The 13,190-nt window shown below is 67.1% G+C and carries 11 protein-coding genes; 10 read left to right on the top strand and 1 reads right to left on the bottom strand.

The genetic code is table 11. The features are described 5' to 3' along the window. Both ABRP28_RS11185 and ABRP28_RS11180 read left to right on the top strand, forming a co-directional pair. Positions 1-927: a carbohydrate ABC transporter permease gene (locus ABRP28_RS11185; RefSeq protein ID WP_350002819.1), complete on the top strand. Its 927-nt coding sequence runs from the start codon at positions 1-3 to the stop codon at positions 925-927. A gap of 90 nt (positions 928-1,017) precedes the next feature. Continuing rightward, positions 1,018-2,763 carry a hypothetical protein gene (locus tag ABRP28_RS11180; RefSeq protein WP_350002817.1) on the top strand — a complete coding sequence of 582 codons (1,746 nt, stop codon included), beginning with the start codon at positions 1,018-1,020 and terminating at the stop codon, positions 2,761-2,763. On the opposite strand, the gene ABRP28_RS11175 is transcribed toward ABRP28_RS11180, so the two are convergent. Beyond that, the gene (locus tag ABRP28_RS11175) at positions 2,760-3,521 is read right to left on the bottom strand and encodes a type II CAAX endopeptidase family protein (protein ID WP_350002816.1); all 762 of its coding nucleotides are present in this window, start codon (positions 3,519-3,521) and stop codon (positions 2,760-2,762) included. The genes ABRP28_RS11180 and ABRP28_RS11175 overlap by 4 nt on opposite strands. A gap of 129 nt (positions 3,522-3,650) precedes the next feature. On the opposite strand from ABRP28_RS11175, the gene ABRP28_RS11170 reads away from it, so the two are divergent. From ABRP28_RS11170 to ABRP28_RS11135, 8 genes are all read left to right on the top strand, one after another. Continuing rightward, entirely contained in the window at positions 3,651-4,625 is a 975-nt protein-coding gene (locus tag ABRP28_RS11170) for a metal ABC transporter substrate-binding protein (protein ID WP_374152844.1), read from the top strand. Continuing rightward, complete coding sequence (locus ABRP28_RS11165; RefSeq protein ID WP_350002815.1) at positions 4,622-5,365, top strand: metal ABC transporter ATP-binding protein; 744 nt, start codon at positions 4,622-4,624, stop codon at positions 5,363-5,365. The genes ABRP28_RS11170 and ABRP28_RS11165 overlap by 4 nt, the downstream gene beginning before the upstream one ends. Before the next feature lie 2 nt (positions 5,366-5,367). Continuing rightward, complete coding sequence (locus ABRP28_RS11160) at positions 5,368-6,237, top strand: metal ABC transporter permease (protein ID WP_350002814.1); 870 nt, start codon at positions 5,368-5,370, stop codon at positions 6,235-6,237. 173 nt (positions 6,238-6,410) lie between these two features. Then, positions 6,411-8,165: an ABC-F family ATP-binding cassette domain-containing protein gene (locus tag ABRP28_RS11155; RefSeq protein ID WP_350002812.1), complete on the top strand. Its 1,755-nt coding sequence runs from the start codon at positions 6,411-6,413 to the stop codon at positions 8,163-8,165. Positions 8,166-8,305: 140 nt separating this feature from the next. Then, positions 8,306-8,653: a molybdopterin oxidoreductase gene (locus tag ABRP28_RS11150; RefSeq protein WP_350002811.1), complete on the top strand. Its 348-nt coding sequence runs from the start codon at positions 8,306-8,308 to the stop codon at positions 8,651-8,653. After that, positions 8,653-11,181 carry a nitrite reductase large subunit NirB gene (gene nirB, locus ABRP28_RS11145; protein WP_350002809.1) on the top strand — a complete coding sequence of 843 codons (2,529 nt, stop codon included), beginning with the start codon at positions 8,653-8,655 and terminating at the stop codon, positions 11,179-11,181. The genes ABRP28_RS11150 and nirB overlap by 1 nt, the downstream gene beginning before the upstream one ends. Then, positions 11,178-11,528 (top strand): Rieske (2Fe-2S) protein, encoded by a 351-nt coding sequence (locus ABRP28_RS11140; protein ID WP_374152843.1) that lies wholly within the window; start codon positions 11,178-11,180, stop codon positions 11,526-11,528. Before nirB ends, ABRP28_RS11140 begins: the two co-directional genes overlap by 4 nt. A 175-nt stretch (positions 11,529-11,703) precedes the next feature. Continuing rightward, entirely contained in the window at positions 11,704-13,164 is a 1,461-nt protein-coding gene (locus ABRP28_RS11135) for an amino acid permease (RefSeq protein ID WP_350002807.1), read from the top strand. Positions 13,165-13,190: the final 26 nt, after the last annotated feature.

The following is a 13,190-nucleotide window of genomic DNA, read 5'->3' as shown; positions in this document are numbered from 1 at the left end:
ATGGCAACAGCAGCCAACCTCCCTCCCGCCATCGCGGAGGAATCCGCGCTCGGAGCCGAGAAGGCGGACGCCGCCAAGGGCAGGCGCGGACCCCGGGGCAACCGTGAAGGCCGGGCCCGGCTGTCCGTCCCCCTCACCGTGCTCATGTGGGCCATCGCCGCGATCTACGCCCTGCCGCTGCTCTGGTTCCTCCTCAGCTCCTTCAAGCCGGGCAGCGAGCTCTTCAGCTATCCGCTGTCCATGATTCCCCGGGAATGGACCTTCCAGGGCTTCATCGACGCGTGGGAGCGGGTGGACTTCGCCCAGTACTTCCTGAACACGGCAACGGTGGCCATTGTCACCACGGTGCTCACGGTGTTCTTCAGCGCCTGCACCGGTTATGCGCTGGCCAAGTACAACAACAAGGGCACCCGGCTGTTCTTCGTGTGCATCCTGGTCACCACCATGCTGCCCACCGAGGTGATCCTGAACCCCACGTTCACGGTGATCCGCGATCTGGGCCTCTACAACTCGCTGGCCGGCATCATTGTTCCGTCCGTCCTGACGGCCACGGGTGTGTTTATGTTCCGGCAGTTCTTCCTCACGGTGCCGGATGACCTGCTGCACTCGGCCCGGATTGACGGCGCCAGCGAGCTGGCCATCTTCTTCCGGATCATGCTGCCGCTGTCCCGGCCCATCCTGTTCACGCTCGCCATTTTCTCGTTCCAGTGGCGGTGGAACGACTACATCTGGCCCCTGATCGTCCTCAACGATCCCAAGTGGTACACGCTCCAGGTTGCCCTGCGCAGCATAGTGGGTGCGGAAAACATCGACTGGCCGGTGCTGCTGGGCGCCTCCGTAATCTCCATCCTGCCGCTGGTCTTGGTGTTCTTCGTCTTCCAGAAATACGTGCTCAACGCCGACGTCAGTGCGGGCCTGAAGGACTAGGGTCCTGCCCCGAAGCGCTACCCCACCAGCCTGCTCCGGGACAGGACCCCGGGCAGACCCATGAAAGGCAACATCTTGCAGACAGCTTCCGTGGACGCAGCATTCCTCAACCGTGTGGGGGAGGCGGCGGACCAGTCCGTGCAGGCCCTGCTGGCAACGCACGACGCCGACGTGGCGGCCCTGGCGCACCGGCCCGCCATGGGCAGGCTGCTGGCGATGGTCACGGTGTTCACCGAGCCCGGCTCCCGCTTTTACGGCGCTGGCTTTCACGGGGCAGGCGGGCTGCGGAAGCCGATGGCCGGGTGCCTTGACCGGTTGGAACAGCTCCAGGGCCCCACCGGCCTGTTCGACGGCACCAACCTGTGTTCACCTCCGGACTCGGCCTTCACGCTCAATGACGTGTGCCTTGCGCTGGGCCTGATCCGGGCCCTGGACACCCCGTCGGACCCGGTGCTGGCGGAGGTGGACGCCAGGCTCAGCGGCATCGTCTCGCGGGCCACGGATGCCATGGTTGCGGGCGGGGTCCACACGCCCAACCACCGGTGGGAGCTGTGCGCGGCGCTGGCGCAGATGGACCGGCTGCAGCCGCGGCCGGGCATTGCGGAGAGGATCTCGGAGTGGCTGGCGGAGGGGATCGACCAGCTGCCGGACGGGATGTACTCCGAGCGCAGTCCGCTGTATGCCACCGCCGTCACCAATCCGTCCCTGCTGGCCATCGCGGACAGTTCGGGACGGCCGGACCTGCTGGACCACGTCCGCCGGAACCTCACCGCGTTCCTGCCGTGGTTCAGCCCGGATGGCAGCGTGGAGTCGGTGTTCTCGCGCCGCCAGGACCAGTGGATGACCTTCGACGCCGCCCCTTTCCTGCACCTGTACCGGCGGCTGGCCAACCAGGACGGCCGGCAGGACTTCGCCGCCGCGGCCACCTGGCTGGAGGGGCTGCCCCTGCATGAGCCGGCCAAGCTGCTGGCGCTGGCCCGGCTGGATCCCTGGCTGCGGGAGGCGCTGCCCGGAACCCGCCCTGCCGAAGGCGCGCCGCCGTCGTCGGGCCTTCCCTTCCATGCCGCCATGGCACCCGCGGACGCCGCGCTGGAGAGCTGCGGCGCGTACCGCTTCCGGGGCGGCGGATCGGTGGTCACCGTGTTTGGCGGCTGCGACGCCCTGGTGCCCGGTGTGGTGTCCGGGCTTGCCGCAAATCCCACCTTCCTGCGCTTTGCGCATGGAGCGGCGGTGCTCACGGACATGAGGTTGTCCCGCAGCTTCTTTGACCTTGGTCCCTTCCGCAGCCAGCACACGGTGGCGAATGGAACCGCCGTGACCCTGTCCGAGGAGCTGGAGGCCAACTTCTACCTGCCGCTGCCGGCACAGAAGCGGCGGGCGGACGGCATTTACGCGCTGGAGCACGAGGGCCGGTTCAGCGCGGGCATGGACTTCGGCAGCCGGCCCACCGTGGTCCACAAGCTTGCCACGGACATTGCCGTGCAGGCTGACAGCGGCCAGGCGGTGCTGGACATCAGTTTCGAGGGCGCAGACACGGCCTTCGCCCTAGAGCTGACCTTCCGGCCGGGCGGAACGCTCGACGGCGCCATCCCGCTGGGTGGGACCGGCGCCTTCCAGCTGGTGGAGGGGACGAGCCGCTACCGGGTAGGCGGGGACGCCATTGAGTTCGGACCCGGTTCACCTGCCAGCCCGGACACCCCGGCTGCCTACAACCCCGGTGAAAGCTACCGGTACCTGGCCGGGACCAACGCGTCCGGCGGCCTGAAGGTGTACATCACCGGGCGCACCCGCGGCAGCCACCGCTTCACATTGCGCGGCCTGCCCCTGGATTCCTAGGGCTGGACCTGCTGGAGCTGTTCGAAGACCTCCGGCGGGATGGCGTAGATAAACACCACGGCCAGCAGGTTCTTGGCGGCGTGCACAAAATAGGCGAACATCAGGTTCTTGCCGGTCCACACATAGACAAACACCAGCGTGGCGCCCATGGCCAGGTAGGGGAGCAGCGCGGTGAAGGTGACCGCTTCCTGGCCCACGATGTGAAGGGCCGCGAAAAGCACCACGGACAGGGCGCAGCAGATCCAGATGTTCACCCGCCGGCTCAGCTTGCCGATCAGCAGGTGGCGGAAGATGTACTCCTCCACGAACGGTCCCACCACCACCAGCAGCGGAACCATCAGCCAGGCCGGAATCTGCTGTGCCAGCTCCTGCAGTCCAGCCTGGTTCTGTGACGTTTGGGCCTCGCCGCTGAGGGCCACCACCACGGCGGTCAGGATCATCATGGCAATCACCGCGGCCGGGACCATCAGCAGCGTGAACCACGGCCGGGTGGCCAGGACCTTCACGTCGCGACCCACAACCTTCCTGGCCGCGAGGAATGCGAGTATGCCCACGGAGGCATAGAAGAGCAGGTTGATCGCGTAGGAGGCTGCCGCCGGGCTGGGAGCTATCTGGCGCAGGAAGGGAGCCAGCAGCTCACCGGCGACGGCAAAGAACCCGGCGATGGCCACATAGGTGACGAGGGTGGCGAAGTCCAGGGGCTTGAAGCGGTACAGCTCGGGCTGCGGTGCGGGCGGTATGCGGTGGGCGGTGGCCATAGATTCAGCCTAGCCTCCCAACTGGGTCGCAGCAGATGTCGGTTTCAGGCGTCAAAAGGACATCTGCTGCGACTGGGTTGGGCCCGGGAGCGTTGCTGGCGGAAACGTGCTTCCCGTAGAATCTTCGGTATGCCTAAATTTATGTTTCGGTGCGCCAAAGTAGCCGCCCGAACCCGCCCCGGGCGGACGGCGCGCTTCCGTGCCGCGGCCGCTGCCGCCGTCGTGCTGTCCATGATGCTGACCGCCTGCGGTGGCGGCGCTGCCGGGAACGGGGACGGCAAGCCCGTGGTCCTGACCACCTTCACCGTGCTGGCGGACATCGGCCGGAACGTCGCGGGGGACAAGCTCACGGTCGAGTCCATTACCAAGGCCGGCGCTGAGATCCACGGCTATGAGCCCACCCCGGGCGACATCAGGAAGGCCTCAAAAGCCGACCTCATCCTGGACAACGGACTCAACCTGGAGGCCTGGTTCGGGCAGTTCGTTGAGGGGCTCGACGTGCCGCATGCCGTGGTCAGCGAGGGCGTGGAGGTGATGTCCATCAGTGAGGACTCCTACCAGGGCAAACCGAATCCCCACGCATGGATGTCGCCGGTGAACGTGCAGGCCTACGTGGACAACATGGTCCGGGCGTTCAGCGAACTGGACCCGGACAACGCGGCCGCCTTCGCCGCGAACGGGGACGCCTACAAGGCCGAACTCCAGGCCGTGCAGGACGAGATGACCTCCAGCCTGGCCGCCGTGCCGGAGAACCAGCGGGCACTGGTCACGTGCGAGGGCGCGTTTTCCTACCTGGCACGCGACGCCGGGCTGAAGGAGGTCTACATCTGGGCTGTCAATGCCGAGCAGCAGGCCACTCCGCAGCAGATCACCCGGGCCATCGAATACGTCAAAACCAACAATGTCCCCGCGGTGTTCTGTGAATCCACGGTGTCCGATGCCCCCATGCAGCAGGTGGTGGAAGCCACGGGCGCCAGCTTCGGCGGCACGCTCTACGTGGACTCCCTCTCGGAAGCGGACGGACCGGTCCCCACCTACCTGGACCTGATCCGGCACGACGCCGGGGTCATTACCAGCGCCCTCACGGCCGGTGCGGGGTCATGAGTACCCCGGCCATCGCCGTCGAGAACGTCACGGTGCATTACGGCGAAGTCCTGGCCCTCGATGCTGCCTCCCTGACGGTGGAACCGGCACGGATCTGCGGCCTGGTGGGCATGAACGGGTCCGGTAAATCCACGCTGTTCAAAGTGATCATGGGAATGGTCAAGCCCGACGCCGGCACGGTGCGGATTGGAGGCCAGCCGCCTTCCAAGGCACGCAGGGAAGGGGGGATCGGCTACGTTCCGCAAAGCGAGGAAGTGGACTGGCAGTTCCCGCTGTCCGTTCGCGACGTGGTGATGATGGGCCGGTACGGCCACCAGGGCTTCACCCGCCGGGCATCCAAGGCCGACCGCGCTGCCGTTGACGAGGCACTGGACCGGGTGGAACTCGGGGAATATGCCGGCAGGCAGATCGGCCAGCTCTCCGGCGGGCAGAAAAAGCGCGCGTTCGTGGCCCGCGGCATCGCACAGGGCGCCACCATCATGCTGCTGGACGAGCCCTTCGCGGGCGTGGACAAGCGGTCCGAGGCCACCATCACCCGCCTGCTGCGCGAGCTCGCCTCGGACGGCTGCACCATCCTTGTGTCCACCCATGACCTGCACGCACTGCCCCAGCTCTGCGATGAAGCCGTGCTGCTGATGCACAAGGTCCTCATGCACGGCCCGCCCGAACTGGTGCTGCAGCCGGAAAACCTCGCCATGGCCTTTGGGCTGGACGTGCTCAACCGGAAGGAAGCGGGCTGACGATGGAACTCCTCCTCGAACCCCTCAGCTACGACTTCATGGTCCGTGCCATCGTGACCACGGCCCTCGCCGCCGTCGTCTGCGCCGTACTCAGCTGCTGGCTGGTACTGATCGGCTGGTCCCTGATGGGCGACGCCGTCTCGCATGCCGTCCTGCCCGGCGTCGTGCTCGCCTACATCGTGGGCGCACCGTTTGCACTGGGTGCGCTGGTGTTCGCGCTGATTGCGGTGACCCTGATCGGGGTGGTCCGCAATACCAGCCGGGTAAAGGAGGACGCCGCGATCGGCATCGTGTTCTCCTCCCTGTTTGCCCTGGGCCTGGTGCTGATCTCCGTCACTCCCAGCCAGACGGACCTGAACCACATCATCTTCGGCAACCTTCTGGGCGTCAGCATCCCGGACCTGATCCAGGTCCTGGTGCTGGGCGTGGTGGCTTTTGCCATCCTGATCCTCAAGCGGCGGGACCTCACGCTTTATGCCTTCGATCCCACCCACGCCCACGCGATCGGGCTCTCGCCCCAAAGGCTCGGGGCACTCCTGCTGGGCCTGCTTGCCCTGACCTCCGTGGTGGCGCTGCAGACCGTGGGCGTGGTGCTGGTGGTGGCCATGCTAATCATTCCCGGCGCCACGGCCTACCTGCTGACGGACCGGTTCTCCCGGATGCTGGTCATCGCGCCGGTGGTTTCGGCGCTCTGCTCGATCACCGGCATCTACCTCAGCTACTACCTGGACACGGCTTCCGGGGCCATGGTGGTGCTCACTCAGGGTGTGGTCTTCGCCGTCGTCTACCTCTTCAGCCCGCGGCAGGGCCTGATCGGAACGCGGCTGGCGAAGGCACGGCGCAGGAAGGCTGCCGTGCTCGCCGCTGCCTGACTGCCGGTACGTGACCGCTTGACTCGGCCACCGCCGGCGGGCAGGCTGGAGCGATGAAGTCCTAGCCAGCAGCCGGCCACGCCGGGCTGCTTTCCCGAATCCAGGGCCGCCGTCGAGGACCGAAATCCCGGTCCAGCCTGCGGCCACACTGCGGAACTTTGCGAGGACTTCCTTTGACTGAACACCTGACCCTTTCCGGCGTCTCCCACGGCTATGGGGACCGGCTGCTGCTGGACCGCATCAACCTGGCCATCACGCCCGGGGAACACGTGGCCGTCGTCGGCGAAAACGGTGCCGGCAAATCCACCCTGCTGCGGCTCCTGGCCGGCCTCGAGACCCCCGACGAAGGCACGGCTGGGATCCAGGGCCGGGTGGGTTATCTCGCCCAGGCCCATGGCCTGCCGGAATCCTTCACAGTAGGCTCCGCCATCGACGCTTCCCTGGCCGCCCTGCGGGCCATCGAAGCGGAGCTTGACCGGCTGGAGGCAGGGCTCGCCGACGCCGACGACGACGAGCTGGAAACCTACGGCAGGCTCCAGACGGAGTACCAGCTGCGCGAAGGCTACGCAGCCGAGTCGCGGGTGGAGGCAGCGCTGGACCGGCTGGGCCTGGGCGGCCTGGACCGGAACCGGCTCCTGGGATCGCTGTCCGGCGGGGAACAGGAACGGGTGGCCCTGGCGTGTGTCCTGGCCGATCCAGCGGACATCCTGCTCCTGGACGAACCCACCAATCACCTGGACGCGCGCGGAACGGCTTGGCTGGAGGACCGGCTGGCAGCCCACCGCGGCACCGTTGTGGTGGTGTCCCATGACCGGGTGCTCCTCCGCAAGGTGGCCAGCACCATCATTGAAGTGGATGCCGAGCGCCGCGCCGTGACCCGCTACGGCAACGGCTACGACGGCTACCTCCGGGAGAAGGCAGCCGAACGCGCACGCTGGGTCCAGCAGTACCACACCTGGATTGATGCGATGGAGTCCGAGAAACGGCAGGCCGAGACTGTTGCAGGGACCATGGGGTACGGCCGCAAGCGCGACGGCGACAAAATGGGCTTCGACTTCAAGGCCGGAACCTGGCAGAAGGCCGCCAGCAGCCAGGTCCGGAACGCCCAGGAACGCCTGCGCCGCCTCGAAGCCAGCCCCGTGGACCGGCCGCCGGTACCCTTGCGGCTTAACGCCAGCCTGGACGTGGACCCGGGGGCTGCCGCCTCCCGGATGGATCCGTCCGGGATACCGGAGCCAGGTGCGCCGAAGGCTGGTGCGCCGAAGCCGGGTGGACCGGTGCTGGCTGTCCGGGGCGTGAGCGTGCCCGGCCGGCTGGGAACCACCGACTTCCAGGCCGGCGCCGGTGAGAAGATCCTGATCACCGGGCCCAACGGCGCGGGCAAGTCCACGCTGCTCTCCATCCTTGCCGGAACCCTGGAACCATCAGCCGGCTCCGTCACGCGGCCCGAACGCGTGGGCTACCTGCAGCAGGAGCTGGAGCTGCCGCAGCGTCCCTCACTGCGCCTGCTGCCGGCCTTCGCCGCAGGCCTGGGAGGCAATATCGACGAGCACGCGGAGGCACTCCTCCGCCTCGGACTCTTCCGCACCAGCGAGTTCCACGTGCCCGTAGGCAGCCTGTCCGCAGGTCAACAGCGCAGGCTGGCCCTGGCCCGGCTGCTGCTGGGCGGCTACGGCACCCTGATCGTGGACGAACCCACCAACCACCTGGCGCCCGTGCTGGTGGAACAGCTCGAGGCGGCCCTTGCAGGGTTCGCCGGGACCCTGGTGATGGTCAGCCACGACCGCGCCCTGCGGGAGTGGTTCGCGGCCTGCACGCGGCGAAGCCGTGGTGTGGCCGGCGGCGCGGAAGGCACCCTTGCCGGGAACACCGCCGTCGGGCGCTGGACGCGCTATTCCATGGACAAGGGTGTGCTCGCGCCGGTCTAGCGGCAGGTTCGGAGGAATGCAGGCCCTTCACCCGGTGAGGTTTGCGTTAAGCACTCTTTACCGGGGGACCGGCGGGCGGAAACATCGGCGGCGGAAGATAGGGCCATGCTCGTCGTTCCGCCGGCCGAAAGGATCTGCCCGTGATCACCAAGAACCTTTTCCTGCAGGGCATCTACCACTTCCAAGGCTTGGGGATGGAGAAACCCGTGCCCCTGCACAGCGAGCTCTCGCACTATGTCCCGGACGGCGTCGTCAACCAGGCGCTGTACTTCCGCGGCGGAAACTCCAGCGGGGAACTCATCGCCGTGGTGCTGATGCGCAACGGCGTGCCCATGCGGTACTTTCCCATCGGTGCCAAGAGCGACGTCCATGTCCCGCTGCGGGTGGTGGAGGACATCGAAGGCGGCTCCGCCGTGGAGCTGTACCTGGCCGCGCCGGAGGGCGTCAACGGCACCGTGGTCATCGACCTGGGCATGGTGGAGCACTGATGACCAGCGTGGCCGAACGGGCACAAACCCGGCCCGGCAGCCGGGCACGCAGCCGCGACGCCCGCCGGCGCCTGGTGGTCATCGGAAACGGAATGGCCGGAGCCCGTGCCGTGGAGGAAATCCTGGCCAGGGGCGGAGCGGACCAGTTCACAATCACCATGTTCGGGGACGAGCCCTACGGAAACTACAACCGGATCATGCTCAGCCACGTCCTGTCGGGCGAGGAAAGCGATGCGGACATCTTCCTCAACCCGCTGTCCTGGTATGAGGACAACGGCATCACACTGCATGCAGGGGTCCGGGCGGACAGGATCGACCGGTTCGCCAAACACGTGTTTTCCAGCGACGGCCGGGTGACGCCCTACGACACCCTGATCATCGCCACGGGCAGCCGCCCGCACCTGCCGCCGATGGACGGGCTCTACACGCCAGGCGGCTCGGTCAAACCGGGCGTCTTCGGCTTCCGCACCATCGACGACACCCGCAAAATGGCAGAGCACGCCCGGAATGACCACCACCGGCATGCGGTGGTGGTCGGCGGCGGCCTCCTGGGGCTGGAGGCGGCCGCGGGGCTGCGCAGCTTTGGGCTGGGGGTGGACGTGGTCCACTCGGGGAGCCACCTGATGAGCGCGCAGATGGGGCCCGACGGCGGTGCGGTGCTCCGCCGGAGCGTTGAGGCCCTGGGCATCGGGGTGCTGACGGGTTGCCGGACCACAGCCGTGCTCGGCAGGGACAGGGTGGCCGGCGTCAGCCTCCGCGACCGCCCGGACATTCCATGCGACATGGTGGTGGTGGCGGCCGGGATCCGGCCCAACGTGGACCTGGCCGTCCTGAGCGGACTTCCGGTGGAGCGGGCCATCGTGGTGGATGACCGGCTGCGCGTGCAGGACGAGGACCACATCTACGCCGTGGGGGAGTGCGTCCAGCACCGCGGTGAGGTGTACGGCCTGGTGGCACCGCTGTGGGAGCAGGCGGTGGTGCTCGCCAACCATGTCACCGGTGCGGACACCAGCGCCGCGTACCTGGGGTCGCGGACTGCCACCAAGCTCAAGGTGGCGGGGGTTGAGGTCGCCTCCATGGGCTTGCAGGGACCGGAGCTGGACACCGACGAGCACATCGTTTTCTCCGAACCCAGCCGCGGGGTCTTCAAATCCATCGTGGTCCGTGACAACAAGATGGTGGGTGCCACCCTGCTCGGCGACAGCCGCAAGGTGGCTTTCCTGACCCAGGCCTACGACCGCGGCACGCCCTTGCCCGAGGAACGGATCGGCCTGATGTTCGATCTCGGGACCCCCGGGGAGGACGTGGGCGTGGCCGAGCTCGACGACGACGCCCAGGTCTGCAACTGCAACGGCGTCAGCAAGAAGGACCTGGCCGCGGCCGTGAAAGGCGGCTGCACGTCGGTGGCCGGGGCCATGGACGCCACCCGGGCCGGAAAGGGCTGCGGCTCCTGCAAGCTGCTGGTGAAGCAGGTGGTGGAGTGGGCGGCGGACGGGGCCGTGGAGGAGGACCCTTCTGCCACGTACTACGTTCCGGGCATCCCGCTGGACAAGGCCGCGCTCATGGCCGAGATCCGGCAACGCGGGCTCCGGTCCGTCTCGGCCGTGTTCCAGGCGCTCGCCCCGGGCGGCGCCGAGGACGCGAAGTCCAAGATGGGCCTGGCCTCCCTGCTCAAGATGATGCTGGCGGACCAGTACATCGACGAACGCGACGCCCGCTTCATCAACGACAGGGTGCACGCCAACATCCAGCGGGACGGCACGTTCTCCGTGGTGCCGCAGATGAAGGGCGGCGTCACCTCTGTGCAGCAGCTGCGCCGGATCGCGGATGTGGCGGAGAAACACAACGTTCCGCTGATCAAGCTCACCGGCGGCCAGCGGATCGACCTGCTGGGCATCCCCAAGGAGGACCTGCCGCAGGTCTGGGCGGATCTGGAGATGCCGTCCGGGTACGCCTACGGCAAGAGCTTCCGGACCGTGAAGACCTGTGTTGGGAAGGACTTCTGCCGTTACGGCACGGGGGACTCCACCAAGCTGGGCATCGAGATCGAATCCCGGTTCCAGGGCATCGAGTCGCCGGCCAAGCTGAAGCTGGCCGTCTCCGGCTGCCCCCGCAACTGCGCTGAATCCCTGGTGAAGGACGTGGGCGTGGTGGCCGTGGAAGGAGGCCGCTGGGAAATCTACGTTGGCGGAGCGGCCGGTGCCCACATCCGCAAAGGCGACCTCCTGGCCACTGTTGACGATCCCGAAGAGGTGAAGGTCCTCACTGGGCGCTTCATGCAGTACTACCGCGAACACGCCAACTGGCTGGAGCGGACCTACGCGTTTGTGCCCCGGGTGGGCATAGCGCACCTCCGCGCGGTGATCGTCGATGACGCCCACGGAATCGCGGCGCAGCTGGATGCCTCGATGCAGGCGTCCGTGGACAGCTACGTGGATCCGTGGAGCGAACGCGCGGATCCGCAGACGCCCGGCCAGTTCAGGACCTCCCTGCCGCTGACGGTCCTTCCGCAGGTGCCGGTCCAATGAACGCCGGCCCGATGAGTGTCCCCGGACCAGCCGCGACGTCCCACACCCTTGGCCCCGTGGACCAGATCCCACTGGGCGAGGGCAGGGCCTTCGCGGTGGGCGGCGAACAGGTGGCCGTGTTCCGGCTCCGGGACGGAACCGTGCGGGCGCTCGCAGCAGTCTGCCCGCACCGGCGTGGCCCCATCGCGGACGGCACCATCGACCGCCAGCAGGTGATCTGCCCGCTGCACCAGCACGCGTTCGACCTCGCCAGCGGCTGCTCCACCACCGGCGCCGAGCCGCTGCGGGCCTACCGCGTGAGCGTGGACAATGAGCTCAACCTGGTGATCGAAAAAGGGCAGGTGTAGTGCGGGTCACGTAGCACCCCGGCGGGTCTTGTAAGATAGACGAGCCGCGCGAAGCTTCGGCGCCACGAGAGATTCCGCTCACATTCGGATGCCCAAGGGGCAGATCGCCGAATTTTGGGGGCGGAATCATCGCAGTCCCGGATGCGGCCAACCCGCCAACCCACAAGGAACAGTTGTGCCTCAAAGTACCCCCGCAGAAGTCCGCAACCCCACGGCACCATCCACCGCCGTCGACCCCACCCTCAGCGCCGAGGGCTACAAGAAATCCCTGAGCGGGCGCCAGGTCACCATGATCGCCATGGGCGGCGCCATCGGCGTCGGCCTCTTCATGGGTGCCGGCGGACGCCTCGCCTCCACCGGCCCGGCCCTGATCTTTTCCTACGCCATTGCCGGCGTCATCGCCTACCTGCTGATGCGCGCCCTGGGCGAACTGATCATGTACCGGCAGACGTCGGGTTCGTTCGTGAGCTACGCCGGCGAGATGTTCGGCAAAAAGGGCGCCTACCTGTCCGGCTGGATGTACTTCATCAACTGGGCGATGACCGGCATCGCCGAGCTCATCGCGATCGGCCTGTACTTCCAGTTCTTCTTCCCCAACGTGCCCGTTGAGCTGTCCGCCATCGCCGCGCTGCTGCTCCTGGTGGGTGTCAACCTCATGAGCGTCAAGGCGTTCGGTGAGTTCGAGTTCTGGGCCTCCTGCCTCAAGGTGGGTGCCATCGTGATCTTCCTGGCCGTGGGCACCTTCATGGTCATCACCAACGCACAGGTGGGCGACGGCAACGCGTCGGTCAGCAACCTCTTCGCAGCCGAAGGCGGAATGTTCCCCAAGGGTGCCCTGGTGATGATCCTGGTCCTGAACGCCGTGATCTTCGCCTACAACGGCATTGAGCTGGTGGGCATCACCGCCGGCGAAATGCAGGACCCGGCCAAGGAAGTGCCCAAGGCCATCCGCGCCGTCGTGTTCCGCATTGTGGTGTTCTACGTCGGCTCCGTGACCCTGCTGGCCATGCTGCTGCCATCGGACCAGTACGTGGCCGGCACCTCGCCGTTCGTTACCGTGTTCGGGCAGATGGGCCTCGGCTGGATGGGCGATGTCATGAACATGATCGTCATTACCGCCGCGCTGTCCTCCTGCAACTCCGGCCTGTACTCGATCGGCCGCATCTTCCGGACCATGGCCAACAACGGGCATGCACCGGAATGGCTGACCAGGATGTCGAAGAACCACGTGCCGTACGCCGCCATCCTGGCCATCGGCGCGGTGTACCTGGCGGGCATCATGCTCAACATCTGGCTGGGCGGCTCGCACGCTTTCGACCTCGCGCTGAACTCGGCATCCATCGGCGTGATCTTCACCTGGGGCGCCATCTTTGCCAGCCAGATCGCCCTGCGCAAGAAGAAGGGCAATGTCTCCTCCCTGCCCGCGCCGGGCGGCGCTGCCAGCAGCTGGGTTGGCCTGGTTGCCCTCCTGGCCATCACGGTGCTGATCGGCTTCGACACCATGACCAGCAAGACCGGTGAGGTGTTCCACCTGGGCTTGTGGACCCTGGCCACCATCCCGTTCTTCGCCTTGCTCCTGTGGCTGGGATGGCAGAAGGTCAAGGCAAACGAACCGAAGAACGCCCTGTACAGCTGACGGTCCGCCCCAAGCAGTACGGACGA

The sequence above is a fragment of the Pseudarthrobacter sp. WHRI 8279 genome, assembly GCF_040224115.2.
Classification (GTDB): domain Bacteria; phylum Actinomycetota; class Actinomycetes; order Actinomycetales; family Micrococcaceae; genus Arthrobacter.
Note: the sequence above shows the minus strand (reverse complement) of the source record. Positions and strands in the feature narration are given on the sequence as shown.